Source organism: Paenibacillus glycinis, from assembly GCF_009909185.1.
GTDB lineage: Bacteria > Bacillota > Bacilli > Paenibacillales > Paenibacillaceae > Paenibacillus_Z > Paenibacillus_Z glycinis.
This window is the reverse complement of record NZ_JAAAMV010000027.1, coordinates 115,179-140,127: the sequence shown is the minus strand read 5'-3', so window position 1 is coordinate 140,127 and position 24,949 is coordinate 115,179. Positions and strand designations below refer to the sequence as shown.

At 58.4% G+C, this 24,949-nt stretch carries 21 protein-coding genes; 7 read left to right on the top strand and 14 right to left on the bottom strand.

Annotated elements, in window-relative coordinates; genetic code table 11:
- Nucleotides 1-178: 178 nt before the first annotated feature.
- Both tkt and zwf read right to left on the bottom strand, forming a co-directional pair.
- Nucleotides 179-2,167 (bottom strand): transketolase, encoded by a 1,989-nt coding sequence (gene tkt, locus GT019_RS26575; RefSeq protein ID WP_161746507.1) that lies wholly within the window; start codon nucleotides 2,165-2,167, stop codon nucleotides 179-181.
- Nucleotides 2,151-3,677: a glucose-6-phosphate dehydrogenase gene (gene zwf, locus GT019_RS26570; RefSeq protein ID WP_161746471.1), complete on the bottom strand. Its 1,527-nt coding sequence runs from the start codon at nucleotides 3,675-3,677 to the stop codon at nucleotides 2,151-2,153. Before zwf ends, tkt begins: the two co-directional genes overlap by 17 nt.
- Nucleotides 3,678-3,797: 120 nt before the next feature.
- Here zwf and GT019_RS26565 point away from each other — a divergent pair, with 120 nt between their 5' ends.
- The 3 genes from GT019_RS26565 (at nucleotide 3,798) to GT019_RS26555 (ending at nucleotide 6,773) form a co-directional block, all read left to right on the top strand.
- On the top strand, nucleotides 3,798-4,676 hold the full coding sequence (locus GT019_RS26565) for a LysR family transcriptional regulator (protein WP_161746470.1): 879 nt from the start codon (nucleotides 3,798-3,800) through the stop codon (nucleotides 4,674-4,676).
- A gap of 224 nt (nucleotides 4,677-4,900) precedes the next feature.
- The gene (locus tag GT019_RS26560) at nucleotides 4,901-5,824 is read left to right on the top strand and encodes an ABC transporter ATP-binding protein (RefSeq protein ID WP_161746469.1); all 924 of its coding nucleotides are present in this window, start codon (nucleotides 4,901-4,903) and stop codon (nucleotides 5,822-5,824) included.
- Complete coding sequence (locus tag GT019_RS26555; RefSeq protein WP_161746468.1) at nucleotides 5,817-6,773, top strand: ABC transporter permease; 957 nt, start codon at nucleotides 5,817-5,819, stop codon at nucleotides 6,771-6,773. The genes GT019_RS26560 and GT019_RS26555 overlap by 8 nt, the downstream gene beginning before the upstream one ends.
- A gap of 140 nt (nucleotides 6,774-6,913) precedes the next feature.
- On the opposite strand, the gene GT019_RS26550 is transcribed toward GT019_RS26555, so the two are convergent.
- The 3 genes from GT019_RS26550 to GT019_RS26540 all read right to left on the bottom strand — a co-directional run bounded on the left by GT019_RS26550 (nucleotide 6,914) and on the right by GT019_RS26540 (nucleotide 10,257).
- Nucleotides 6,914-7,267: an ArsR/SmtB family transcription factor gene (locus GT019_RS26550; protein WP_235949426.1), complete on the bottom strand. Its 354-nt coding sequence runs from the start codon at nucleotides 7,265-7,267 to the stop codon at nucleotides 6,914-6,916.
- A gap of 142 nt (nucleotides 7,268-7,409) precedes the next feature.
- The gene (locus GT019_RS26545) at nucleotides 7,410-8,789 is read right to left on the bottom strand and encodes an MFS transporter (protein ID WP_161746467.1); all 1,380 of its coding nucleotides are present in this window, start codon (nucleotides 8,787-8,789) and stop codon (nucleotides 7,410-7,412) included.
- 472 nt (nucleotides 8,790-9,261) lie between these two features.
- On the bottom strand, nucleotides 9,262-10,257 hold the full coding sequence (locus tag GT019_RS26540; RefSeq protein ID WP_161746466.1) for a cell wall hydrolase: 996 nt from the start codon (nucleotides 10,255-10,257) through the stop codon (nucleotides 9,262-9,264).
- 330 nt (nucleotides 10,258-10,587) lie between these two features.
- Here GT019_RS26540 and GT019_RS26535 point away from each other — a divergent pair, with 330 nt between their 5' ends.
- Nucleotides 10,588-12,327 carry an ABC transporter ATP-binding protein gene (locus GT019_RS26535; protein WP_161746465.1) on the top strand — a complete coding sequence of 580 codons (1,740 nt, stop codon included), beginning with the start codon at nucleotides 10,588-10,590 and terminating at the stop codon, nucleotides 12,325-12,327.
- 142 nt (nucleotides 12,328-12,469) lie between these two features.
- Here GT019_RS26535 and GT019_RS26530 read toward each other — a convergent pair whose 3' ends face one another.
- The 4 genes from GT019_RS26530 to GT019_RS26515 all read right to left on the bottom strand — a co-directional run bounded on the left by GT019_RS26530 (nucleotide 12,470) and on the right by GT019_RS26515 (nucleotide 16,240).
- Nucleotides 12,470-12,679: a VOC family protein gene (locus tag GT019_RS26530; RefSeq protein ID WP_161746464.1), complete on the bottom strand. Its 210-nt coding sequence runs from the start codon at nucleotides 12,677-12,679 to the stop codon at nucleotides 12,470-12,472.
- A 216-nt stretch (nucleotides 12,680-12,895) separates the two neighbouring features.
- Complete coding sequence (locus GT019_RS26525) at nucleotides 12,896-13,981, bottom strand: LLM class flavin-dependent oxidoreductase (RefSeq protein WP_161746463.1); 1,086 nt, start codon at nucleotides 13,979-13,981, stop codon at nucleotides 12,896-12,898.
- A 346-nt stretch (nucleotides 13,982-14,327) separates the two neighbouring features.
- Nucleotides 14,328-15,176, bottom strand: a complete 849-nt coding sequence (locus tag GT019_RS26520) for an oxidoreductase (protein ID WP_161746462.1) — start codon at nucleotides 15,174-15,176, stop codon at nucleotides 14,328-14,330.
- Between the two features lie 167 nt (nucleotides 15,177-15,343).
- A complete protein-coding gene (locus GT019_RS26515) occupies nucleotides 15,344-16,240 on the bottom strand; it encodes a helix-turn-helix transcriptional regulator (protein WP_161746461.1) in 897 nt (298 codons plus the stop codon).
- Nucleotides 16,241-16,390: 150 nt separating this feature from the next.
- Here GT019_RS26515 and GT019_RS26510 point away from each other — a divergent pair, with 150 nt between their 5' ends.
- On the top strand, nucleotides 16,391-17,278 hold the full coding sequence (locus GT019_RS26510) for a fructose bisphosphate aldolase (protein ID WP_161746460.1): 888 nt from the start codon (nucleotides 16,391-16,393) through the stop codon (nucleotides 17,276-17,278).
- Nucleotides 17,279-17,812: 534 nt separating this feature from the next.
- On the opposite strand, the gene GT019_RS26505 is transcribed toward GT019_RS26510, so the two are convergent.
- The 3 genes from GT019_RS26505 to GT019_RS26495 form a co-directional block, all read right to left on the bottom strand.
- Entirely contained in the window at nucleotides 17,813-18,679 is an 867-nt protein-coding gene (locus GT019_RS26505; protein WP_161746459.1) for a L,D-transpeptidase family protein, read from the bottom strand.
- A gap of 129 nt (nucleotides 18,680-18,808) precedes the next feature.
- Entirely contained in the window at nucleotides 18,809-19,624 is an 816-nt protein-coding gene (locus GT019_RS26500) for an ABC transporter permease (RefSeq protein WP_161746458.1), read from the bottom strand.
- Complete coding sequence (locus GT019_RS26495) at nucleotides 19,621-20,652, bottom strand: ATP-binding cassette domain-containing protein (RefSeq protein WP_161746457.1); 1,032 nt, start codon at nucleotides 20,650-20,652, stop codon at nucleotides 19,621-19,623. Before GT019_RS26495 ends, GT019_RS26500 begins: the two co-directional genes overlap by 4 nt.
- Before the next feature lie 217 nt (nucleotides 20,653-20,869).
- Between GT019_RS26495 and GT019_RS26490 the strand changes: the two genes are divergently transcribed.
- Entirely contained in the window at nucleotides 20,870-21,076 is a 207-nt protein-coding gene (locus GT019_RS26490) for a hypothetical protein (protein ID WP_161746456.1), read from the top strand.
- A gap of 220 nt (nucleotides 21,077-21,296) precedes the next feature.
- Here GT019_RS26490 and GT019_RS26485 read toward each other — a convergent pair whose 3' ends face one another.
- Entirely contained in the window at nucleotides 21,297-22,388 is a 1,092-nt protein-coding gene (locus GT019_RS26485; protein ID WP_161746455.1) for a PdaC/SigV domain-containing protein, read from the bottom strand.
- Between the two features lie 190 nt (nucleotides 22,389-22,578).
- On the opposite strand from GT019_RS26485, the gene GT019_RS26480 reads away from it, so the two are divergent.
- On the top strand, nucleotides 22,579-22,983 hold the full coding sequence (locus GT019_RS26480) for a CBS domain-containing protein (RefSeq protein WP_161746454.1): 405 nt from the start codon (nucleotides 22,579-22,581) through the stop codon (nucleotides 22,981-22,983).
- Nucleotides 22,984-23,048: 65 nt separating this feature from the next.
- Here GT019_RS26480 and GT019_RS26475 read toward each other — a convergent pair whose 3' ends face one another.
- Nucleotides 23,049-24,923 carry an oligopeptide ABC transporter substrate-binding protein gene (locus GT019_RS26475; RefSeq protein ID WP_407945106.1) on the bottom strand — a complete coding sequence of 625 codons (1,875 nt, stop codon included), beginning with the start codon at nucleotides 24,921-24,923 and terminating at the stop codon, nucleotides 23,049-23,051.
- Nucleotides 24,924-24,949 lie beyond the last annotated feature (26 nt).

Sequence of the window (24,949 nt, the reverse complement as noted above, 5' to 3'; positions counted from 1 at the left end):
GAATTTTAACTTGCTATTTTTCAACTTGCTATATGAAACGCGCTTCAGATTCGCACGAGACCCGGCAGGCAGGAGGAACGCCGCGCTCCCGGCCCCCCGCCGGCAAACGCAAGTCCGATCATCCCTCGATGGTACATCCCGCCTGCGCCGCCGTGCCTGTACGATCTTGAAAGGCGGTTTAGTTCAGCAATTCCTTCGCCAAACGAACCACGTTGTCGACCGAGAAGCCGAAGTGCTCGAGCACCTCGCCGCCGGGTCCCGAAGCGCCGAACGTATCGATCGACAAGACGTTGCCGCTCGGTCCCGTGAATCGCTCCCAACCGAGCGAGATGCCGGCTTCGATCGCGAGACGCTTCGTCACGGAAGCCGGAAGCACCGATTCCCGATAAGCCGCGGATTGACGGTTGAACAGCTCTCTGCTCGGCATGGCAACCACGCGCACGGACAGGTTCTCCTTCTCCAGTTCCGCTTTGGCGCCCGTTGCGAGCGACACTTCGGAGCCCGTCGCGATCAGGATGACATCAGGCTTGTCGTTCGTTTCCGCCAGCACGTACGCGCCTTTCGCGACGTCGGCGACGTTGCCCGCGGTCGTTTCGTAGACCGGCAGGTTCTGGCGGCTCAGCACCAGGGCGACCGGACCGTCGTTTTGCTGCAGGGCGTATGCCCATGCGCTTGCCGTCTCGTTGGCGTCCGTCGGACGGATGACCGTCAGACCCGGAATCGTGCGCAGCGCCGTCAGGTGCTCGACCGGCTCATGCGTCGGTCCATCTTCGCCGACCGCGATGGAGTCATGGGTGAACACGTAGGTGACCGGCAGCTTCTGCAGCGCGGCGAGACGAATCGACGGGCGCAGGTAATCGCTGAATACGAAGAAGGTGCTGACGAACGGCTTCACGCCGCCGTGCAGGGCCATGCCGTTGCCGGCCGCGCCCATCGCATGCTCGCGGACGCCGAAGTAGACGTTGCGGCCCGCGTAGGATTCGACGGCAAACGTCTGCTCGCCGTTGATCTCCGTCATCGTCGAATGCGACAGATCCGCGCTGCCCCCGAAGATCGAAGGCACGAGCTTCACGTAATGGTTGATGGCGTTGCCGCTCGCGATGCGCGTCGATACGGTCTTGGCCGGGTCGAAGGTCAGAACGTCCTTGGCTTCGATGGTGACCTTGCCGTCGATGACCTGCGCCAATTCCTTGCCGAGCGCGGGATGCTTCGCATAATAGGCCACCAAGAGGTCGTTCCATTCTTCTTCTTTGGCTGCGCCGCGTTGCTTCAATTGCTCGAAATGCGCTCTGACTTCCGCCGGCACGGTGAACTCTTCTTCATACGGCCAGCCGTATACGGCTTTGGTCGCCTTCGCTTCTTCTTTGCCGAGCGGAGCGCCGTGCGCTTTGTTCGAGCCGGCGACTTTGCTGCCGTAGCCGATGATCGTCCGAACCTCGATCAACGTCGGCTGGTCGGCGTTTTGCTTCGCTGCCGCGATCGCTTGGCCGATCTGGGCGATGTCGTTGCCGTCCTCGACCCGCAGATACTGCCAGTGCGCCGATTCCGCGCGTTTCTGAATATTTTCCCCGAAGCTGAGGTTCAGCTCGCCATCCAAGGAGATATCGTTGGAATCGTACAGGACGACCAGTTTGCCGAGCTTCATATGGCCCGCCATCGACATCGCCTCGTACGAGATCCCTTCCATCAAGCAGCCGTCGCCGACGAGCGCGTAAGTAAAGTGATCGACGACCGGGAACCCTTCTTGATTGTACTTGGAAGCCAGATGCGCTTCCGCCATCGCCATGCCGACCGCCATCGCGATGCCTTGGCCGAGCGGTCCGGTCGTCGCGTCGACGCCGTCCGTGTGCCCGTATTCCGGATGGCCCGGCGTCTTGCTGTTCAGCTTGCGGAATTGCTTGAGATCGTCAAGCGATACTTGGTAGCCCGAGAGGTGAAGCAGGCTGTACAAGAGCGCCGAACCGTGGCCCGCGGAGAGGACGAAGCGGTCGCGGTTGAACCATTTGGCGTGGCCGGGATTGTGGTTCAGCTGGCCGGACCAGAGCGCGTACGCCATCGGCGCGGCTCCCATCGGCAGGCCCGGGTGGCCCGAATTGGCGCTGTTGATGGCATCGATGGACAAGGTGCGGATCGTATCGATCGCGAGTTGATCAATGGTTGACGTGATAGGCATAATGGGTTCCTTCTTTCTTTTCTTGTTGTTCGTGCTTGGAATCGAAGCGCCAACGGAAACCGTCTCTCTCCAGCAGTTCGTCGGATTCGACGGGGCCGTAAGAGCCGGCTGCATACGTGCGAAGCGGCACGAGATTTTCCTGGAACGCGTCCAGGACCGGCTGCACCCATTTCCAGGCGAGCTCGACTTCGTCCCAATGCGCGAAGAACGTCGGATCGCCGTTCAAGGCATCGTGGATCAAATTCTCGTACGCTTCCGGCACGTCTTCCTGACTCGTGTGGAAATCGATGTGCATCGGTTTGAACTCGCCTTTATGCAGCGGGTCCCGCGTGTTCAGCTGCAGCGTGATGCCTTCGTTCGGACTGATCTCGAACACCAGCAGGTTCGGCACCCGGCTCTCTTCCTCCGTCAACGCGTGCTGATTCAGCGGTTCCTTGAACTCGATGACGATGCGCGTCGATTTTTCCTTCATCCGTTTGCCGGTCCGAATGTAGAACGGCACGCCGCGCCAGAAATAGTCGTCGATCTCCAGCTTGGCCGCGATGAACGTATCGTTCGCCGAGTTCTCGGCGATGCCCGGCTCCGACGTGTAGCCGACGACCGGTTTGCCGTTGATCTCGCCTTCCGCGTACTGACCGCGGATGATGCTGCGCGCAACGTCCTCTTTCAGCACCGGCATGAGGGCTTCCATGACCTTCTTCTTCTTCGTGCGAACCTCGTCGGACGTGCTGTGATTGTTCGGCAGGTGGATCGCCAGCATCATGAGCAGCTGCAGCATATGGTTCTGGAACATGTCCCTGACGGCGCCTACGTGATCGTAGTAACCCGCCCGTTCTTCGACGCCGACCGTTTCGTTCGCCGTAATTTGCACGTTGGCGATATGACGGTTGGTCCACAGCGTTTGAAGGACCGGATTGGACGATTGCAGGATCTCGAGCTTCTGCACCATCGGCTTGCCGAGGTAATGGTCGATGCGGAACACTTCGTCCTCCTCGAACGCTCTGCTCAAGTTCCGGTTCAAGTCCCGGGCGGATTGCAAATCGTGGCCGAACGGCTTCTCGATCATCAGGCGTTTCCAGCCGTCCGCGGAACCGAGCCCGCTGGCCTTGATGTTGTCCGCGATCGTCTCGAAGAATTCCGGTCCGACGGACAAGTAGAACATCCGGTTAGGCGCGGCGCCGAGTTCCTGCTCCCGTTGTTCGACCAGCCGCAGCAGCTTGAGGTAATCTTCGGTGCGGCCGATGTCCAGCACGCTGTAGCGGAACGCGTCCAAGAATTGCCGAACGGACGCGGTATCGTTCGCTTCGCGTCTGGAGAAGTTACGGAGAGATTGCTCTACGTTCGCGCGGAACGCGTCGCCCGTCAGTTCTCTTCTTCCGAGACCGAACACGGAGAAGGCTTTCGGCAGCTTTCCGTCGAGGTACAAATTATACAAGGCAGGGTAGATTTTGCGTTTCGCCAAATCTCCCGTGGCTCCGAACAAGATAAACGTGGTTGCTTCCATTTTCGTTTCTCCTTCCGACAGGGCTGTTCAGCTCTGGCTTCTCTTTCTTGGTTCAACTATAATACGAATATGACCTATACAAGTAATACATATATTTCACAGGAGCTATAGACCACGTCTATGACCAACAATTTCGAGTTGTACAAGGTTTTTTATTGGGCCGGGAAGACCGGGAGCTTGACGCAGGCCGCCAAGGCGCTGTACTTGACCCAGCCGAGCGTCAGCCATGCGATCAAGCAGCTGGAGGACAGCTTCGGGCTGACGTTGTTTTACCGGAATTCCAAAGGCGTGTCGCTGACCCAGGAAGGCGCGATCCTCTATTCCTACATCGAAAAGTCCCAAATCTTGATCTCGATCGCGGAAGAGAAAATGGCCGCGCTCAAAAACCTCTCCAGCGGCGAGCTGCGCATCGGCGGCAGCGACTCGCTGTTCAAGCATTACCTGCTGCCGTTTCTGGAGGATTATCACGCGAAGCATCCCGGCATCAAGCTGCATTTGAACCACGGCACGACGCCGGAAACCATCTCGTTCCTCAAGGAAGGCCGCATCGACATCGGCGTCGTGCGCATGCCGATCGTCGACGACCAGCTCGAAGTGATGAAGGGCATTCAGCTGCAGGATTGCTTCGTGGCCGGAAGCCGGTATGCCGAGCTGAAGGGCGTGGTGATGTCGATGGAGCTGCTGCTCGAATACCCCATCATCCTGTTCTCGCGCAACAGCCGGGTCCGGATGGCGATCACGGAATTGTTCCAAAGCTACGGCTACGAGATCAAGCCGGAAATCGAGGTCGGCAGCGTCGACCTGCTGATCGAATTCGCGCGGAAAGGGCTCGGCATCTCGTACGTCACCCGGGAATTCGTCTCCAAGGAGCTCGAGGAGGGCTCCCTCTTCGAAATCCAGCTGGACGTCAACATGCCGCCGTCCCAGGTGGGCTTCATGATCATGCGCAACATGCCGCTGTCGAGCGCGGCGACCAAGTTCATCGAGCTGATCAAGTAGCCACGCGCGGCGCGTAGCGCCATGACGCGCCGCGCGTCGGGAGAAACATTCATACCGAAAAGTCCGCGAGCCGATTCGCGGACTTTTTGGCGTGCGCCGGGGTTCGCCGGCGGCGCGACCCCCGACCAAAGCCGGGGAAGGAACCACAACGCAGGACGGTTTTTCCATGGGAGCACTTCCGGTATAGTTCAACGAGAGAACGAAATCAGGAGGTTTTATCCGTCATGTCAGACCCGGTCCTTCAGCTACGCAACTTAACCAAAACCGTCGGCAGGCGCAACATCGTCGATGACCTGACCTTCGATATTCCCGCAGGGGAAGTGTTCGGCTTCCTCGGACCGAACGGCGCGGGCAAAACGACGACGATCCGAATGATCGTCGGGTTGATCTCGATGTCGAGAGGCGAAGCGCTCATCAAGGGCGTCTCCGTCCGCCATCACTTCGAGCTCGCGATGACCCATGTCGGGGCGATCGTCGAGAATCCGGAAATGTACAAATTCCTCACCGGCTACCAGAACCTGGTCCACTTCGCGCGCCGGCACGAAGGCGTCACGAAAACGCGGATCGACGAGGTCGTCGCGCTGCTGGGGCTGCAGAACCGGATCCACGAGAAAGTCAAACGCTATTCGCTCGGCATGCGCCAACGGCTCGGCGTCGCCCAGGCGATCCTGCATCGCCCGTCTCTGCTTATCCTCGACGAACCGACCAACGGCCTCGATCCCGCGGGTATCCGCGAGCTGCGCGACTATCTGCGCAAGCTGACGAAGGAGGAGGGCATCTCCGTCATCGTCTCTTCGCATCTGCTGTCCGAGATGGAGCTGATGTGCGACCGCGTCGCCATCATCCAAGCCGGCAAGCTCGTGGATATCCGTTCCTTGCAGGAAACGCGGGACTCGGCGCAGTCCAAAATCGTGATCGAAACCGGCGACCTGCCAGCTGCCCAGCGCCTGCTCGCATCCGCGTTCGATCCGTCCTTGCTGACCATCTCCGGCATCGGCCAGCTCGAGCTGGCGGCGGACAAATCCGCCGTTCCCCATATCGCGCGGCTGCTCGTCAGCGCCGAGATCGACGTGCTCGGCATTCACGCGGTGCAGAAATCGCTGGAAGAGCAATTCCTCGAAATCACGGGAGGTGAGATGGTTGTCTAGTCTCGGAAAATTGATCCGCAACGAAAACATGAAAATCTACCGGCGTCCCCGCACCTGGCTCATGATCGCCTTCCTCGTCCTGGCGATCGGCCTGATGAGCGGCTTGATGAAATGGGATGCGGGCAGCGACGACCATGCCGATTGGCAGCAACGCCTCTCGCAGCAGAACGCCCAGCTGCAGCAAGAACTCCAAGACAACGAAAAGCTCGACGCGGACGAGAAAACGGATATCGGCAACCGCATCAAGCTCAACGCGTATTACTTGGACCATGACATCGATCCGAACGAGCTGTCGCTGTGGAATTACGTGAATACCTCGGCGTCCTTGACCATTCTCGTCACCATCCTGACGGTCATCATCGCCGCGGACATGATCGCCGCGGAATTCTCCTGGGGCACGATCAAGCTGCTGCTCGTCGGGCCCGCTTCGCGATCGAAAATCATGCTGAGCAAATATATCGCCACGATGGGCTTCGCGCTCCTGCTGCTGCTGCTGTCCTTCGCGGCCGCCTTCGGCGCGGGCGGCATTCTCGAGGGCTTCGGCGGCTTGTCCCGTCCCGAGCTGACGATCGCCGCGAACGGCGCCATCCGCGAGAGCTCGATGATCGCCGACGCGCTGCAGAAATACGGCTTCGCCGTGATCTCGCTGCTGATGTACGTCACGATGGCCTTCATGATCTCGGCCGCGTTCCGCAGCTCCTCGATGGCGATCGCCTTCTCGCTGCTGTTCATGCTGATCGGCAATTCGCTCTCCGCCCTGCTGAGCGGCTACGGTTGGGTGAAATACCTGCTCTTCTCCAATATCGATCTGACGCAGTACTTGGCGGGGGCTTCGCCGCTTCGGCCGGACATGACGCTGTCGTTCTCCATCCTGATGCTCGCCGCGTATTACGTTGTCTTTCAATTCGTGGCTTGGCTGCTGTTCACGAAGCGCGACGTCGCCGCTTAAAGCGGGCAAACGCAAAAAACACGCCGGTTCGGCGTGTTTTGTCGTTGCGATCGTTCGGTTCCTACCGAACACGGGTGCGCGCGAGCCGGTTCGGGTTCGCGATTGGAAGGCTGCGGCTGGGCCGGTGACGAGGTACGGAATCAGCTGCCGGGTTCATCCTCCAGCTTTCTTCGGAGCTCGTGGATCGCATCCAGCCGATGCTGCTCGTACTTGCGGATCCACCGGCGGGAGATCTCGTCGATGGGCACGGGATTCAGATAGTGCAGCTTCTCGCGCCCGCGCCAGGAGACGACGACCAGATCCGCTTCCTCCAAGATCGTCAGATGCTTGGTCACCGCTTGCCGCGACATGCTGAGATGCCCGCATAGCTCGTTTAACGTTTGCCCGTTCTTCAGATGGAGCTGATCGAGCAATAGTCTGCGGCTGGTATCGGCCAGCGCCTTGAATACATTGTCCATGGTCGAATTATAGGTAACCGTATGATTGCATGTCAAGCACCTAAACGCCGACCGCGCCGAAGCATCCCCGCGAACGCGAACGAACGCCCGGAAACCCGGGCGTTCGTTCGCGTTCTTGCAAGTATGTTCCCTATTCATGCGATCCGAAACGGAAGGTTTTATTTATCTTTCCGTTCCGTTATGAGGATGCCAGCGCCTTTTGCCTTCTGACATGGGAGCGGAGATACATAAACGCGCATCCGATGGCCAAAATAACTATAACCGCCAATCCCCAGTAGATGTTGCTGTAGGCTTCCTTGATCGGCAGATTCTTCTGCCAGGTCAACGCGCTTGCGGACATGGCCACGGCGAACGCCCCGCTGAAAAATTGCAGGAGCTGGAACAGGCCGAGACCGGAGCCGATCTGCGCGGGGATCAGGATCCGCGAGATTTCATTCGACACGCTGCTCGATATGATCGTGAAGCTGATGCTCATCAGAATATAGATCAGCAAGATCGCGATGTACGAGCTTCCTTGGAATAAGGCGAACAACAAGACCGACAAGAGCAGCGCTATCGGGACAAAACGGATGATGGTGCTGTTTCCGCGCAAGTCGATGATTTTACCCGCGCGTCTGGATACGAATATGGCCAAGAAAGAGCCCGGAAAGATCACGAAGCCCGCTTCGATCGCGCTGAGCCCGTATTGTTTGACGAGAATCTGCGGCATCAGGAACAGCGTCGCAAAGCTGCTGAGATAACCGGCGATGCCGACCGCGCTCAGGATGAGAAACGAACGATTGCGGAACAGCACCGGAAGCACGAAGGGATCCTTGGCCGAACGGATGCGGAAGCTGAACAGCACGAGCCCCAGCAGACCGCCAATCAACGAGATCCAGGAATGATTCGTCAGGAAGAGCAGCAATCCGGTCGTTCCCGCGCCGATGAACAACGCGCCCAAGGCGTCGAAGTTGCCGCTGCGCGGCTTTTCCTTCGGAATAAGCACGACGTACAGCGGTATAAGCAGCAGGGTCAATCCCGTAACCCCGAATAGATAATGCCAGCCCATATATTCGACGATCGCGCCGCCGACGACCGGTCCGAGACCGAGGCCGAGCGAGATGGAAGACATCGTGAGGGCCATCGCTTTGCCGCGCCGCTCGATCGGAATGTAACGGGAAATCAGGTTCAACGACAATGCCGCGATAGAGCCTGCTCCGGATGCTTGAAGAATGCGGACGATAATCAGCATGACGAAGCTGTTGGTGAACAGGCCTGCGATCGCCGCCAGGCTCAGCGACAGGATGCCGATGATGAACAGCTTGCGGATCGGAATAAAGTCGGATAACCGGCTGTACGTAATGGAGGCCATCGCGAAGACGATCGAATAGCCCGTGACGATCCAGGACGTCGACGCGCCGGACAGCTGATAATCCTTGGCGACGTCCGGCAAGGCCAAATTGAACATCATCGTATTCATGATGACGAGCACGATCGTGAACCCCAGCAGAAGGGTAACCGGACCTTCCTTCATGGTTCCTTGACCGGCATCGATCGATGCTTGCTTGCTTTTTATCATTGGTTTCCCCACCTTTATAGAAGAATGATATCAGGTATTCGAAGCCTGCGTTTACCAAGGAAGAATTCGGTCGCTATAACAGAAAGCGCTCTTCGGCCATCCTGTTCAAGGCGACTTTTGCCGCAATGCCCGTCATTTCAACTCCCCCGATTCGTTTATTTAGTTTCTCATGCCGCAACGATGTTATTCGTTTAAGAATAACCGTTCTTAAACTAGCAGGCGATGTATTCGCGCATGCTTCGTATCCTGTATCACACTATACGCTATTTAAGAACGTCCAGTCAACTATAATATTTGGGTAGTTGGCGGATCTCTCCGCACGACTATTGAAGTATCCCGTTTAGCGATCGAATCGACGCCTGTACATGCCGTTTTTTATAATACCGATCGTTCTCTAATGAGACATAAAAAAAAAGCCAAGCGCTCTTATGGCGCTTGACCCTGCTTTATTGCCTGCCGGCCTTGTCTTTCCTTATCTTGCGAAACGATGATGCCCGATCGTCGCGATCTCGTCCAGGCTGGACCAGTACGGACCCCGGGAAACCTCGGGATTAAAGAAATAGACCGCGTCTTTGATGTTGTTGCGTCCGTTCAGCGCATCCTTGGCGGCGCGCAGCGAGGACGCGTTCGGCTTGCTCTTGTCGAGCAGCCCGTTATGTGCCGGCGGAAACTGCCTGCCGGAATAGATCACGTCATGTATCGTATCCGGGAATTTCGGATCCTTGACCCGGTTCAAGATCACGTTCGCCAACGCAAGCTGGCCCTCGAACGGTTCGTAGCCGGCCTCCACCATCGTAATCTTCGCGAGCAGCATCAGGTCCGATTCCGTGAACGGCTTCGCGGGTTTCTCCAGAAACGACGGCATGATCACCTTGAGCTTCGTTCCCGGCTTGACCTGGGACTTGGCGTCCAGATCGTTGCGCTTCAGCAAAGCGGTCTTGCTGCCGCCCGCGGTCTTGCTTATCTCATCCAAGCCGGCGTCTTCCGTGACGACCGCCGGCTTCACCGTCGTCAGCTCGATCGCGTCTTGGCCGGCGTTCGCCTTCATGTCGGCATGCAGCAATTCCGCCAATTGGCGCAGCGGCATATACAGCCGTCCGGATTTCAGGAACGGATACGCGTCCATCCGGTAACGTCCTTCGTTGAAATAGACGACCGGAACGCCGTTTCCGAGCACGATCGTATCGTTTACCGCCGTATGTATGGTCAATTCCTCGTTGACGTTATCCCATTTCGACGCCGCGCCCAATAATTCGGCGATGCGGGCCACGGGCGCGTACAGCCTGCCCTCGGATACGAATAAGAGTCCGATCTTCTTCGCCGTCGTCCCGTTCACTTTGATCGCGATGCCGTTAGCCGCCGCAGCGTCCTGCGCGGAGACGCTGGACAACGGGGCAAGGCACAGCAGCGCCACTCCCAATATCAAGGCCATCATCAATCTTCTCACTGGCTTACCGTCTCTAGTCATGCGTACCTCCCAGCAGAGCAAGTTGGTTGGATGGTGCTTCCAACGATCGTTCTGGGCAAAATTATAACACGGCAAAATGCAAGCGTTGGATTAACATTTTCTCAGATTTAAGAAAAACTTTAACATTCCCTCGAAAAAACGACGCCATTTTCGCGCATCCGCGCCTGATTTCCCTTATAATACAAGTCATTACGAACAAGGAGGCCATAACATGAGAAACGCGACGATTCCAGCCATTCAGCCATACGAGGGCGGACCGCGAACGTAGCAATCCAACGCCGCACCCCCTTGCAGGTGTCCAAAAAACACGAAAAGGGGCTACACATGCGCATGCGTTTTCCGATGAGAAAGTTTCTGTCTTACTACAAGCCTTACCTGACCCTGTTCCTGGCGATCTTGGCCTGCGCCTTCGTCGTATCCGCCGCCGCGCTGGTATTCCCGCTGCTCGTGCGGCATATCACGAAGGACGTCCTGACCGGCGACTTGTCCGTCGCGCTGCGCGGCGTCTATTGGATCGGCGGGCTGATGCTCGTCCTGATCGCGGTTCAGAATGCCGGCAATTACTTCGTGGATTACAAGGGGCATCTGGTCGGCGCCCGCATGGAGCGCGACCTGCGCGGCGAGCTGTTCGCGCATATGCAGCAGCTGGGCTTCGGCTTCTACGACAAAGAGAAGACCGGCCAGCTCATGTCCCGCATCACGAACGATCTGCTGCTGGTCTCCGAGCTGTACCATCACGGACCGGAGGATTACGTCAAGTATTTCGTCCGGTTCGCCGGCGCGTTCGCGGTCTTGTTCATGATCAACGCGCCGCTGACGATCGCGGTGTTCTGCTTCCTGCCCGTGATGGGCGCGTTATCGTTGTATTTCAATAAGCGGTTGAATCGGGCGATGCGAACGAACAAAGAACGGATCGCCGACGTGAACGCGCAGGTCGAGGACAGCCTCGCGGGCATCCGGGCCGTGCAATCGTTCGCGGGCGAACGCGTCGAGATCGAGAAGTTCAATCGGGAAAACGACCGGTTTCTCGACAGCCGCAGGAACACGTACAAGGCCGAAGCGTTATTTTACAACAGCTTCGAAACGATTATTCAGCTCATCTCCGTCACGGTGATCGTGTTCGGCAGCGCCGGCATCGTACGCCAAACGTTGGATCTGGCGGATCTAATCACGTTCTTGCTGTACGTCGGCTATATGATCGAGCCCGTTCAACGCCTGACGCACATGAGCACGCAGCTGCAGGAAGGCATCACCGGTTTTCAGCGTTTTCATGAGCTCATGTCCATTCGGCCGGCTATCGCGAACGTGCCGGATGCCCGGATTCTGACAGATATACGCGGCGAGATCGAGTTCCGGCGCGTCACTTTCCGGTACGAGGAGCCTCTAAGCCCCGTCTTCCGCGATCTGTCGCTGCGGGTCCTGCCCGGCGAGTACGTGGCGCTCGTCGGTCCCTCCGGCGTCGGGAAAACGACGCTGTGCTCGCTGATTCCCCGCTTCTATGAAGCCTCTTCGGGCGAAGTGCTGCTCGATGGCGTCAACGTCCGGCATCTCGAGCTGCAGTCGCTCCGCGGCAGCGTCGGGGTGGTGCAGCAGGACGTGTATCTGTTCGCGGGCACGGTGATGGATAATATCCGTTACGGAGACCCTTCGGCCAGCGACGAAGCGGTCGTCGCTGCGGCGAAGCGCGCCCATGCCCATGAATTCATCACGAGCCTGCCGCAGGGCTACCTCTCGGAAATCGGCCAGCGCGGCGTTAAGCTGTCGGGCGGCCAGAAGCAGCGGCTGAGCATCGCGCGCGTCTTCCTGAAGAACCCGCCCGTGCTGATCTTCGACGAAGCGACGAGCGCCCTGGACAACGAAAGCGAAAGCATCGTCAAGGCATCGCTGGACGCGTTGGCGCAAGGGCGCACGACCATCGTGGTGGCCCATCGCCTGTCCACGATCCGAAACGCCGGACGGATCATCGTGTTGACGAAGGACGGCATCGCCGAGCAAGGGGCGCACGAGGAGCTGCTCGCGCGCGACGGCTCGTATGCCCGGCTGTACGCCAAACAGTTCCAGCTGGCGTAAGCGCACGGCAGAACACAAAAAACGGTTGTCTCCTGGAGGAGAAAACCGTTTTTTGCTGCGGCGATCGCCGTCGACCGACAATTAGTGCTCGTCGGTTATTCTCGATTCTGTCGTCATTCGACAATCTTTTCCGGTCCTCCGCTCAGTCATGCGGCTGCAAATATTCGACCGCTTGCCCGTCCGGATGCTTGACGATGATCAGCGTGCCGATCGGGTTGGTAAGCGGGCCGCGAAGGATCGGCACGCCGCTCGCGGCGAAGAAATCCATGAATTCCCGGAGGGAATCCACGAACAGAATGCTGTGAATATCCGTTACGGACGCCAACGCTTCGTCGGTTCCCGCAACAAGCACGAAGGAGCCTACCGTGCTGAATTCAAGCCGAAGCTCGGGGGATTCCCAGCGTTTGTCACGGGCAGCGCCCGTTAAGCGCCCATAGAACGGCAGGACCCATGTTGTTGATCTGTACGGTTGCGAATACCTAAAGCTCCGACTTGCACAAATTAATTTGTCGATTAAACCAAGCAGCCTTCCCTGCTTGGCTTGATCGATCGCATTGCGGTTGAAACCTTATGAACGCGCCAGCTCGCGCCGCACGACCGGCGCAACATGAACGGCCAGCATCTCGATCGCTTTCGCGACCTTGGCGTAAGGCATGCCGCCGACGTCCAGCTGGGCGATATACCTCGTATTGCCGAACAATTCATGCTGATGGAGTATTTTCTCGATCACCTGCTGGGGACTGCCGACCGCTAGCGCGGTTTCGGGACCGACCGCAAGCTCGAATTCATGGCGCGATATGCCGCTTCTTCCCGTCCGCTGACCCAGAAACTTGTTCATGTAGCTGCCGTAATACGGATAAAATTCCTCGATCGCCTGGCGGCTCGTCTCCGCCACGTACCCGTGACTGGAAACGGCGACCTTGAGCCCGGCCGGATCATGGCCTGCTTCGATGCCTGCTTGCCGGTACAGATCGACGAGCGGCTTGGCCCGCTCGGGCATTCCGCCAAGCAAGGCCAGCGCCATGCCAAGCCCTAGCCGGCCGGCATTCTTGGCGCTCTCGGGCGTTCCTCCTACCCCGATCCATACCGGCAGCCGCTCCTGTACCGGCCGCGGGGCAATCTCCAAATCGTGAATCGCGCTGCGGAAGCGGCCGCTCCAGCTGACTCGCTCCCGTTCGCCGAGTTTCAGGAACAGCCCGAGCTTCTCCGCGAACAGTTGACCGTAATCGGCGAGATCGTACCCGAACAGCGGATACGAATCGACGAACGCGCCGCGGCCGGCGATGATTTCCGCGCGTCCGTCCGACAGCAGGTCCACCGTCGCGAAATCCTCGAACAAGCGCACGGGGTCGACGGTGCTCATGATCGTCGTCGCGCTGGTCAAGCGGATTCGCCTCGTCGCCTGGGCGATCGCGGCGAGCACGACTGGCGTCGAGATCGCCGCGAAATCCAGCGTATGATGCTCGCCGACGCCGAACAGGTCAAACCCCGCCTCGTCCGCCAGCACGGCGGCGTCCACGATCTCGCGAAGACGCTGCCGCGCGCCGATCCGCGCGCCGTTCGCCGGATCCGGAATCAAATCCCCGAACGTATAGAGGCCAAATTCGAAATTCGGCACCCCGGCGCGATTTTCGTTTTGTGTAATATTTTCCATTATTTATGCCTTCCTTCTATATAATGTAGCCTGTTTTGCATCAGGCAGCTATCCGATAAACGTTGTCTCGTGCCGAGAAGCGGGAATGCGCCATCCAGCCCCCGAGAATAGTAATGACGTGCTTTGCTTTCGCTGCAGCGTACGTCCATTATGTCCCCATGCTCGCCGGTCGGGAAGAAGGCACCTTCATGTATCCCGGTATGGCGAAAGTAACCCGGCACGGACCGGCGCTTCGCCATACCGATGACGGCAGATCGCCCTGCCGCGCCGAAGCCGCTCGTTCCCTGCCGCGAATCGCGGTTCGTCCGGCGGCTTGCCGCGGCAGGTTCGTCAGGCCGCGCCGCGGTCAATGCTTCACGTCGTCATGGTCGGTGCCGGTGATGACGTCATGCCATTGCGCGATCTCCTGCTGGAACTTGGTCGTCTTGTCTCCGTACATGGCCAGCGTGTCGTTGCCCAGCGGCAGATGAACCGGCGGCTTCTCGGCATGCGCCAACCGGATGACGGCCTGCGCGAGCTTCGCCGGATCGCCGGGCTGCTTCTTGTTGACCAGCGTGGCGTAGCCTCTCATCTCGCCGACCGTCTCCGCGTAGTCCGCGATGACGTTGCCGGTCCGCACGAGCGACGACGTATCCAGAAATTCCGTCCGGAAAAATCCCGGCTCGACCGCCGTCGCGAAGACGCCGAGCGGCGCGAGCTCCGTCGCCATCGCTTCGGTCAAGCCCTCCACCGCGAATTTGGTGGCGCCGTACACGCCCCAACCCGCCAGCCCGGACAATCCGCCGACCGACGAGAGGTTGATGACGCGGCCGGAACGGCGTTCCCGCATATAAGGCAGCACCGCGCGGGTAACGTTCAGCAATCCGAACACGTTCGCGTCGAAATTGCGTTTCACTTCTTCGTTCGTGGCTTCCTCCACCGCGCCGAGCAAGCCGTAGCCCGCATTGTTGACGAGCACGTCGATGCTCCCGAAGCGCTCGATCGCCTGCCGGGCGGCTTCTTGGGCTTGGCGCTCGTCCGTGACGTCGAGCACGACGATGGAGGCATGCGGATGGTTTAATTGCGCCGCCAGCCGTTCCGGGTTGCTCCGGACCGTGCCGACGACTTTATCGCCTGCCGCCAAGGCGGCTTTCGTGATTTCAAGTCCGATCCCTCTGGATACGCCGGTGATGAACCATGTTTTCGGATTGCTCATTATCTGATCTCCCTTTCTCCGTATGAGGTGCGACGCGGCTTACGGGATTAAGAATACCATCGTCCGCGAAGCTGTTCTTTGCTGCCCGGTTCACCGGATTTGATCATTTGGCTCAAAGTAAAAAAGCCTTCGCCCGGCCGCCGGCCGAACGAAGACTTTGGATGGAATCAGCTTGATTGCTTCCTGTACGACGAAGGGGATTCGCCGAAACGTTCCTTGAATACGCGCGAGAAATGCGCCACGTTCTCGAAGCCCGTGGCATAACAGACATCGGTCACCGATAACGAGGAGAACAGCAGCAGCTCTCTCGCCTTATCCAGCCGTTTGCCGCGGATCCACTGCGAAGGCGGGAGGTTGTAGATCGTTTGGAATTCCCGTTTGAAGCTCGACAGGCTGCGGCCGGACAGATAGGCCAGGTCGTTCAACGAGACGGGATTCATCACGTTCTCTTCGACGACGGCGGCGATCGTGGAGCGCGCCTGCTGTTTCATCTGCAGCAGCTGCTTCATCGCGCTTTCGTCGGCGTGCGCCAGATCGAACAACAATTCGAGCAGCTTCAGCCTGACCAGACCGTCCTCGATGCCGTCCCGATCGTGAAAATACGGCCGGAGCGACTCCACGTAAGCCAGCAGGCGCCGGTTCATCGGCAAAATCGAGACCGGCTCGGGTTCGGCCGGCTGCGCGGATGCGATCTTCGCCATTTTCACGAAATCGTTCAACAGCTCGTCCTTCAAGAAAAACATCATATATTCGAGCATATGCCCGTCGTCCGGTTCGCCCGTCTTCTCGTATTCGATCACGATGGCTTTCTTGAGCAGCACCATCTCGTTGCGTCGCACCGTATACGACCGATTGCCGTGCCGGACCGCGTAGCTGCCGCGAAGCACGCACAGGATCAGATGGTCCTCGAGAAACATCGAGCCCTGTTTTCCTTCGGTATGCGTGCACGTCTCGATCACGGACAAGCCCTTCAGCTTCAGCTCGCTTTGGTTCGGGGATTCCGCGAGCTCCCGCGGAGCTCGGATCGCCCTCGTGTGCGCGGCGCCGCTTATCACAGGCTCCACCCCTTCTTAAATTTCATCCTTGACTCTTCTTGCCGTGCCCACGTGTGCAGTATAGCATATCCGTTCGCTTGGCGCCGGGCGGAACGAAAGTGCTATAATGAAAAGGATTCATGATGTCATTCAACCCACCGATCGGAAGGAGAAACACCCATGAATACGAAGCAATTGGAACGCGTCCAAACGGGAAAAGGCTTCATAGCAGCCTTGGACCAAAGCGGCGGAAGCACGCCGAAAGCGCTGCTGCAGTACGGCATTCAAGAAAACAGCTACTCGAACGAAGAAGAAATGTACGCCTTGGTGCACGAGATGAGAACGCGCATCATCAAGAGTCCCGCGTTCGATTCCCGGCACATCCTGGGAGCGATCTTATTCGAGAATACGATGGATCGTTCCATTGACGGCCAATACACCGCCGACTATCTGTGGGACAAGAAAGGCATCGTGCCTTTTCTGAAGGTCGATCAAGGCCTTGCCGACGCGGAGAACGGCGTTCAGCTCATGAAGCCCATTCCCGGGTTGGACGAGCTTCTGACGCGGGCCGTCGACCGGCATATCTTCGGGACGAAGATGCGCTCGGTCATCAAAGAAGCCAATCCGGCCGGGATCAAGAAGGTCGTCGAGCAGCAGTTCGCCCTCGGCAAGCAAATCGCCGCCAGAGGCCTGGTGCCGATCATCGAACCGGAAGTCGATATCCATAGCGCCGATAAAGAAGCCTCCGAGAAGCTGTTGAAAGACGAAATTCTCGCCCATCTGTCCGCTCTGGACAAGGACGTCAAGATCATGCTGAAGCTGTCCATCCCGACGGAAAACGATTTCTATCGCGAGCTGCTGGAAGATCCGCATGTCGTGCGGGTCGTCGCGTTGTCGGGCGGCTATTCGCAAGCCGAAGCCAACGACAAGCTGACGCATAACCGCGGCTTGATCGCCAGCTTCTCCCGCGCCTTATCGCAAGGACTGACGGCCGGGCAATCGGACGAAGCCTTCAACGCGATGCTGGGCAAGTCCATTCAGGACATCTACGCAGCCTCCATCACGTAACGGAGCGCGAATAGCGTTCGCTTGACCCTATAATGAAACCCATCCAGCGCGACGCCCCTGAGCCAGGAAAGCTCGGGGGCGTCGTTTTGCGCTGCGGGTATGTCGGGGCAGGTTGGTAACACCGGCCGGAATGGCGAGTATTCCGCACCGCGTTGCTTCCCGGCGTGCGGTGCCATCGCGGCACGCAGTGGCCGGTCGCATCTCGGCGGTCAACCTCGGTAGTCTTCCCCCCGAACGACAAGAAGATCGCCGACCGTCCGGCCTAAGGCCGAACGAGGCGATCTTCTATGCCGTCCGAAGACGTGGGTACCCGTGGCGCTAAATTGTTGCATTGATCCGCATCCCGCGCCTCTGCCGCAACGATCGATTAGATGACGGCAGACCGGGTAAGGGACGCGTTCAACATGTGAATACTAATGTTGACGCACCTCCTTTCCTGATACCTAAACTGTAACACAGCCGCGGTGAAGATGCCAGCGGTAGAGCACCCGCCGCAGGTATAAAAAACTAACCTGTACTGGAGCCATTTTCCGTTCACGCCGTGATTCGGATTTCCCGGGCCTTGCCGTTCCATTCCACGCGGTAGCCGATCAGCTCCGAGATATTCCGCAGCGGCAGCAGGACGGTATTGTCGACGATTTTGGAGGCCGCGATGTCCACGGACACGCCGTTGACCTCCACCGTATCCGTCAGCGGGCGATGCTTGATCGTCCTGTCCCCGATGACCGCCGTGACCGTCTGCGCGGCCTGATCCCACTTCACCTCTGCTCCCAACATCTCGAACACGTCGCGCATCGGAATAAACACGCTGGAGCCGGCGACGATCAGTTCGCGATCCAGCTTCATCGATTCGCCGTTCAGCAGCAGCTTGCCTTCGTACGTCTTCAAGACCGGGTACGCATGCTGTTCCGCGATGTCGGCAAACGCGAGCGACGACGTCGTAATGATGACGGTCGTCCCGAGCTCGATCTGCGGGAACAGCCAGTGAATCTCGTCGTTCTTCATGCGAATGCAGCCCGCGCTCACGTACTTGCCGATGGAGCGGCTGTTGTTGTTGCCGTGAATCGCGTACGTCGTGCCTTCCGTGCCGTTCACTTCCAATCCCAGCCACCGGTCTCCCAGGGGGTTTTTGGGATCGCCGCCGGGAATATGTTCCTTGTAATACGGGCGGTTCTTGATCTTATTGACGATCTTGAAGCTGCCCTCCGGCGTTAGATCGCTCGTCCTGCCGGTCGCGACGGAGAACGTCTTGATCAGCTCCCCGTCCGCGAAAAACGCCAATTCGTTCGTTTGCTTATTGACGATGATCAGTTCGTTCTTGCTGGCCTGCGCATGCGTCGGCGCGGGGGAAAACATCACCCACGGCAACGCGATAACAAGCGCAAGCACGATGATCTTCAAAGTATTCCGTTTCAGGAAAAAACGACCTCCCCTTCCTATAGCGCGCTATTACCACTATATGATCGGAAAGCCGTTCCATCACTGCAGCATGTCAAATTTCGCTTAAACGGGCTTCGGGCGACGAGGAGGTTAGGTCCGGCGCATGTAGGCCCGAACCGTGATCGGCGCGAAGATCGCCACGATGACGGCGGCGCCGATGAGCGAGATGCCGAGATCCCAGCCCACCGTTCCCGCGTTGGTCATATCCCGGACGGCCGTGACGAGATGCGAGACCGGATTGATCTTCACGAACCACTGCAGCCAATCGGGCATGGTATCGACCGGCACGAACGCGTTGGACAGGAACGTAAGCGGGAACAAGACGAGCATCGAGATCCCCTGCACGCTCGAAGCCGTGCGGGCGATGACGCCGAAGAACGCGAAGATCCAGCTGATCGCCCACGAGCAGGCAATCACGAGCACCGCGGCAAGCGCGACATGCCCGAGTCCGCCCTCCGGGCGGTAACCCATGATAAAGCCCATCGTGAACGTGAGCACGGTCGCGATGGTATACCGGACGGTGTCAGCCAACAGCGCTCCCGCGAGCGGCGCGATCCGCGCGATCGGCAGCGATTTGAACCGGTCGAACACGCCTTTGTCCATGTCCTCGCGCAGTTGGACGCCCGTGACGATCGAAGTCGTGATGACGGTCTGCACGAGTATGCCCGGGATGATGACCGGCAGGTAGCTCTGGACGTCGCCGGAGATCGCCCCGCCGAAGATGTACGTGAACATCAGGGTAAAAATAATCGGCTGGAGCGTCACGTCGAACAATTGCTCGGGCGTCCGCCGAATCTTCAGCAGGCCGCGGTAAGCCATCGTGAGCGAGTTGCGCACCGTCAGGCCGAGGCTCGTGCGATTGCGCAGCGCGCGATCGGCGGCGGGTTTGATGGAAGTGCCGTTCATGCCCGTTCCCCCTTTCCTCTTGCAGCTTCGACGGCGTCCGATTTCGCGTCCTCGTCCACGCCATGGCCGGTAATCGTCAGGAACACCTCGTCGAGGGTCGGCTTCTGCACGCTGACCTCGGCCAGGCGAATGCCGCCTTCGCGCAATGCGATCAACAGGTCGGTGACCAGATCGGCATCCGCCATCGGCGCGGTGATCTTCCCGATCTCGGGCGATACGTTGGACTGGACCTTCAGCACCGTTTCGATCGTTTGCCGGGCAAGCTCGATATCCGCTTCCTGCTGCACCGTCAGATGCAGCGAGGAGGTGCCGATTGATGCTTTCAGTTCATCCACCGTGCCCTCGGCGACGACATGCCCGCGGTCGATGACCGCGATCCGATCGGCCAGCTGGTCCGCCTCCTCGAGATACTGCGTCGTGAGCACGACGGTCGATCCCGTATTCACCAATCGGCGGATCGTATCCCACATCTGGGAGCGCGTGCGCGGATCCAGCCCCGTCGTCGGCTCGTCGAGGAAGATGAGCGGCGGCTGCGCGATCAGGCTCGCCGCCAGATCCAGCCGGCGCCGCATGCCGCCGGAGAAGTTCTTGAGCGGACGCTTGGCCGCTTCCGTCAGCCCGAATTCCTCCAGCAGCTCCGCGGACTTGCGCCGCGCTTCCGCCCGTCCGAGCCCGAGCAGCCGCGAGAAGATGATCAAATTCTCGGTCGCGCTCAGCGACTCGTCGACCGATGCGTACTGACCGGTGACGCCGATCAATTGGCGCACGATCTGCGATTCCTTCGCGACATCATGCCCGAAGATTCGCGCCGAGCCGGCATCCGGCCGAAGCAGCGTCGCCAGCATGCGGATCGTGGTGGTCTTGCCGGCCCCGTTCGGACCGAGCACGCCGTAGATCGTGCCCGCGCGCACGTTCAGGTCCACGCCGTCAACGGCGCGGTTGGCGCCGAACGCTTTGACGAGTCCCCGCGCTTCGACGGCCCATTCGCCGCTGCCCGGCTTAGTTCCTTGTTTGTATTCCCGTTCCATTGCGATGCCTCCTAGTTCTCTGATACCTAGGATGGTAAAGCACTTCTATGAACGGAACATGAACAATAGCGGCGGCCGCCGGCGAAAAACGAGGCGAATGCCCGACCCCGGCAAACGGGCGGCAATGATGATCGTCCCCCCAGGCAGAGGCCCAAGCACTTTATTCGCCCGTTACATAACCTACAGAGTACTCACAACGAAGGAGGTGCTGGATAGAATGTCTGGATTTGTTGGAGGACACAACCATATCGGAATCATCTTGGTGCTCTTCATTCTGCTCGCGATCATCATCTGCGGTAGCTGGGGTGGCGGATACGGCGGCGGATACGGCGGCTACGGTCCTGGCGTAGGCGGCGTGGGCGTTGGCGGCTACGGTCCTGGCGTAGGCGGCGTAGGCGTCGGCGGCTACGGTAAAGGATATTAATCGATCTTTTGAAGCTCATGCCGTGCGCATGTCATTCCAATAGACCTTCCGCAAAAGGCCCACGCCATGGGCCTTTTGCGTTGTCATGCGCGCGCGTGCCTGCTCCGTTCCGCGCCGGCGGCTTTCCAGCAAGCCTGCCGTCCGGCGCCATGAAAGGAAAAAGGCCGCCGGATTCGGATTCCGGCAGCCTCGTTTTGTATCAGTTAGGATGCAGTGCCATTCATTTAAACGCGGCATAGGGAATGACGAACTCCGGCATGCCGTCCGCGAACGCGGTGTATTCGTATTGCGAGAAGTAAATCACGAGCCCGTTCCGGTTAAGGAAATAATCGCGGTCCGCCTCGATCGTCTTGAACGGCGCATTCAGCGTCAGATGCCGGCTTTTGATCTGCTTCTGGATCTCGCCGTTAATGACCGCTACATAGTTCGGATTGCCTGCGACGGCGTCCTTGAGCGGGAGAAGATCGCCCGTCGTCAAATCGAACGTATACGGAACGCGCGCCGTGATGCCGTGCGCTCCCCCGGTATATATCTCGTAATCCGCGTAAAGGCTCAATTTCCCCTTCTCGTTATACGTTACCGTATAGCGGCCGTCGAAGCTCGGCTGCCGAACCTCCGCCTTGGGGTTGTCGGCCAGCAGCTGTTTGTTGCCTTGCACGACCGGGTCCATTTCCTTCGATCCTGCCGCCGCATGCTTGTCCGCCTCCTGTTTCAAGAACGCATTGATCTTCTGCTCGATCTCCTTATTCGCGTAACCCGAGATCACGGGGTAGTATACCGACAACGACTTGCCGTCCCCATCCGCGCCGATGACGCCGGATTGCACGTGCAGCCCGTTCTCTTGAATGGCGTGAAGGCCGATCAATTTGGAGCCGTTCTCGTAGGCAACGTCATACCCCATGCGCTCGAGCAGGAAGCGAAGCGGCAGATATGTCGTATTCTCTTGCACGATCAGTTGGGGACCGGCGACCGGTTGGCCGTTCACGGTCATGGCGTCGTTGGCCAGATTGATCTCCATCAGCCGATTATGCCCTGAAATCTCGATCTTTTGGGAAGCTTTATCGAAGTTCGTGACCAGGCCCAAGGCCGTGTTCAAGTTCCGCAAAGCAATGTAGGTCGAGCCGTCTTTATTGATCGTGCCGATGCTTTGCTGCTTGCCTTCTATGCTGAACGGCTGCGCGATAATCGCGAATTTGGAAGCGGAGGCTGCGGCTGAAGCAGGATTGGCGTGAGACAACGCCATGGGCGACGACAGGATGGCTGCCGCAAGGCTTAGCGCTAGCAGCTTCCCGGATTTATTCGTTTTTTTCATGATGATCAACAACCTCTCTCGTGTGGGGCGGTCAGCCCGTCTGTTTCGATTGCGTGCACGACCATTAAACGACGGGCTCGCGAGAAAAGTTGCATGCTTGATCATATCGTCGTTACCAGTCATGTCCTTGCCGCTTTCGCATGCGCTCCGCGGCGAAATATGTTTTAATATACATAAGGAGCGTGATTCAATGGACATCCAATCTTTTCTCTATCCCAAGAACCAGGTCTCTTACCTCGTAACGACCTCCAATATGAAAGAAGCCATGGATAAGTTGGAGGCGAGCCATTATACCGCCATTCCGATCCTGGACGAAAACGGCTTGTACTTCGGGACGCTATCCGAAGGAGATTTGCTGTGGAAGCTGAAATCGACCCCCGGGCTCGGCTTTGATACGATACATGAAATTCCGGTCTCTTCCATTAAGAAACGATTGAAGGTCGAGTGCGTCGAGATCGGCGCCGATCTCGACGATATGCTGGCGCTGGCGGCCGATCAGAACTTCGTTCCCGTCGTGGACGCCGACCGCGTCTTCCTCGGCATCATTCGCCGCAAGGACATCATCGAATATTATACCCGCAATATCGTGGATTAAGAAAAAACGAAAACAGCCTTAGTTCGGCGAAGTGCCGACCTAAGGCTGTTTGATTTTCCGCTCCTTTATTTATCCGCTACGACCGGTTTATCCTGCGAGACCGCCAGCTGGTAGAGATAGATGCCGGTGCCGTCCCCGATCGCGTAATTGAGAATCCGCTTGTTCACCGGCACGAGCACGGCGCGATAGAGCGTCGGGAACACCGGAATCTCATCCACCATCAACTGCTGCCACTCCTTGTAAATCCCCTGCCGAACCTTCACGTCGAACGCTTCCTTCGAGATGCCCGCGGCAAGCAATTTATCCTGTTCGGGGCTTTGATATCGCGGGAAGTTGTAGATGGCTTCGGGTCCGTACAAGCCCGCGGGATCGACATCGATGCCGACGCCCCATGCGCCCTGGTACACGTCGACCTTCGGATCGTCTTCGCCGTTCGCGCCTACGCGGTCGTAGAAGGTGTTGAATTCGACCATTTCCAGCTGAACGTTCAATCCGATCGCTTTCCACGACTGCACGTAATATTGCGCCAGCGGTTCGGCGATATCGTCGCCGGTCATCGAGATGAAGTTAATGACCAGCTCGCTGCCGTCCGGCTTGGTGCGGTATTCGCCGTTTAGCTTGTACCCGGCGTCGTCCAACAATTTTTTAGCCGCTTCCGGATCGAATTTGACGCCCGGATTCGCGGAATCGTGATATTCCGGATGAGATGGCGGAATCAGCGTCGTGGCGTTCCAGCGCAAGCCGTGATAGAACTGCTTGCCGACTTGGTCGTTGTCCACGGCCTGCCACATCGCTTTCCGCAAGTTCACGTCGGCCATTTTGGCTTTTGCGTTCGGCACGACCTTTCCGGCCTTCGCATCCCATGTCCCGAGCTTAAAGCCGATGTACGTATAAGCCCGGTCGATGGTACCCAAGTACTCGACGTTCGACATATCCGCATTGTCCGGATACTGGTTGACCGGGAAAGAATCGACGAGATCCACGCCGCCGCTTTCCAGCTGCTGAATGACCGTGGTCGGATTAATGACCTTGAGGACGACTTTGTCCAGGCTGGGCTCGCCGCGCCAGTAATCCGGGTTTTTGACGTACACGACCGACTCGCCCGGCACGATGCTCTCGACCTTGTACGGTCCGAAGCCGATCGGCTTCTCGCGCACTTCGGGCGACGAGGAGATTTTCTCGACCGGCATATTGCCGAAGATATGCTTCGCGAGCGGATACGTCCAGATGCCGCCGGTCAATAACGAAGGCGTGGATTGCACGTACGTGATCTTCAGCTTCTTCTCGCCCAGCACTTCGATGCCGGAGATCGTTTTCGCTTTGCCTTCATGGTATTCCTTCATCCCGACGATATTGATGAAGTTGGAGTCGTATCGCGGTCCGTCGTATTTGGGATTGCCGATAACCTCGTGCGCGAACAGCCAGTCCTCGGCGGTCACCGGCTTGCCGTCCTGCCAATTGACGTTGTCTTTGATCGTGAACGTGAACGTGCGTCCGTCCTCCGACACTTCGTACGTAGCCGCGCCGTCATTCGTATACACGTAGCTTTTATCCCACGTGAGCAGCCCCTCGTCGAACCAGCTGAGTACCTGCGCGTCCGGGTCGCCGGAATAGAAATTCCAGTTCAGCGTGCCTTCGAACGGCGTATCGGATACGAGACCGAAGGTGATCGAGCCGCCTTTGATCGGTTCGCCTTCGTTTTTCTTCACGTTGCTAAAATCGTCGATGGAATACAGGCCGTCGTCCGCGACCGGTTTTTCGTTCTCCGCGGGAGTCGCGCTTTCCTCCCCCTCTGCCGGAGTCGTGCCGGCCTCCTCCTCCGTCTCCGCCGGAGCATTCGTCACGTTCGTGTTCCCGTCGTTGGAGCACGCCGCGAGCATGAGCGTAAATACAAGCAGCAGCGGCATGAAAAACGACCTTGTCCATCCTGGTTTCATCATCAATCAAAACTCCTCCTAACCGATTG

What these genes read in the sequence shown, in the direction of transcription:
- GT019_RS26495 (WP_161746457.1), bottom strand. Translation starts at nt 20,652, where the DNA reads ATGGAACGGGAATACAAACAAGGAACTAAGCCGGGCAGCGGCGAATGG.
- GT019_RS26500 (WP_161746458.1), bottom strand. Translation starts at nt 19,624, where the DNA reads ATGAACGGCACTTCCATCAAACCCGCCGCCGATCGCGCGCTGCGCAAT.
- GT019_RS26520 (WP_161746462.1), bottom strand. Translation starts at nt 15,176, where the DNA reads ATGAGCAATCCGAAAACATGGTTCATCACCGGCGTATCCAGAGGGATC.
- GT019_RS26560 (WP_161746469.1), top strand. Translation starts at nt 4,901, where the DNA reads ATGTCAGACCCGGTCCTTCAGCTACGCAACTTAACCAAAACCGTCGGC.
- GT019_RS26480 (WP_161746454.1), top strand. Translation starts at nt 22,579, where the DNA reads ATGGACATCCAATCTTTTCTCTATCCCAAGAACCAGGTCTCTTACCTC.
- GT019_RS26490 (WP_161746456.1), top strand. Translation starts at nt 20,870, where the DNA reads ATGTCTGGATTTGTTGGAGGACACAACCATATCGGAATCATCTTGGTG.
- GT019_RS26510 (WP_161746460.1), top strand. Translation starts at nt 16,391, where the DNA reads ATGAATACGAAGCAATTGGAACGCGTCCAAACGGGAAAAGGCTTCATA.
- GT019_RS26525 (WP_161746463.1), bottom strand. Translation starts at nt 13,981, where the DNA reads ATGGAAAATATTACACAAAACGAAAATCGCGCCGGGGTGCCGAATTTC.
- GT019_RS26485 (WP_161746455.1), bottom strand. Translation starts at nt 22,388, where the DNA reads ATGAAAAAAACGAATAAATCCGGGAAGCTGCTAGCGCTAAGCCTTGCG.
- GT019_RS26545 (WP_161746467.1), bottom strand. Translation starts at nt 8,789, where the DNA reads ATGATAAAAAGCAAGCAAGCATCGATCGATGCCGGTCAAGGAACCATG.
- GT019_RS26535 (WP_161746465.1), top strand. Translation starts at nt 10,588, where the DNA reads ATGCGTTTTCCGATGAGAAAGTTTCTGTCTTACTACAAGCCTTACCTG.
- GT019_RS26540 (WP_161746466.1), bottom strand. Translation starts at nt 10,257, where the DNA reads ATGACTAGAGACGGTAAGCCAGTGAGAAGATTGATGATGGCCTTGATA.
- zwf (WP_161746471.1), bottom strand. Translation starts at nt 3,677, where the DNA reads ATGGAAGCAACCACGTTTATCTTGTTCGGAGCCACGGGAGATTTGGCG.
- GT019_RS26565 (WP_161746470.1), top strand. Translation starts at nt 3,798, where the DNA reads ATGACCAACAATTTCGAGTTGTACAAGGTTTTTTATTGGGCCGGGAAG.
- GT019_RS26475 (WP_407945106.1), bottom strand. Translation starts at nt 24,923, where the DNA reads ATGATGAAACCAGGATGGACAAGGTCGTTTTTCATGCCGCTGCTGCTT.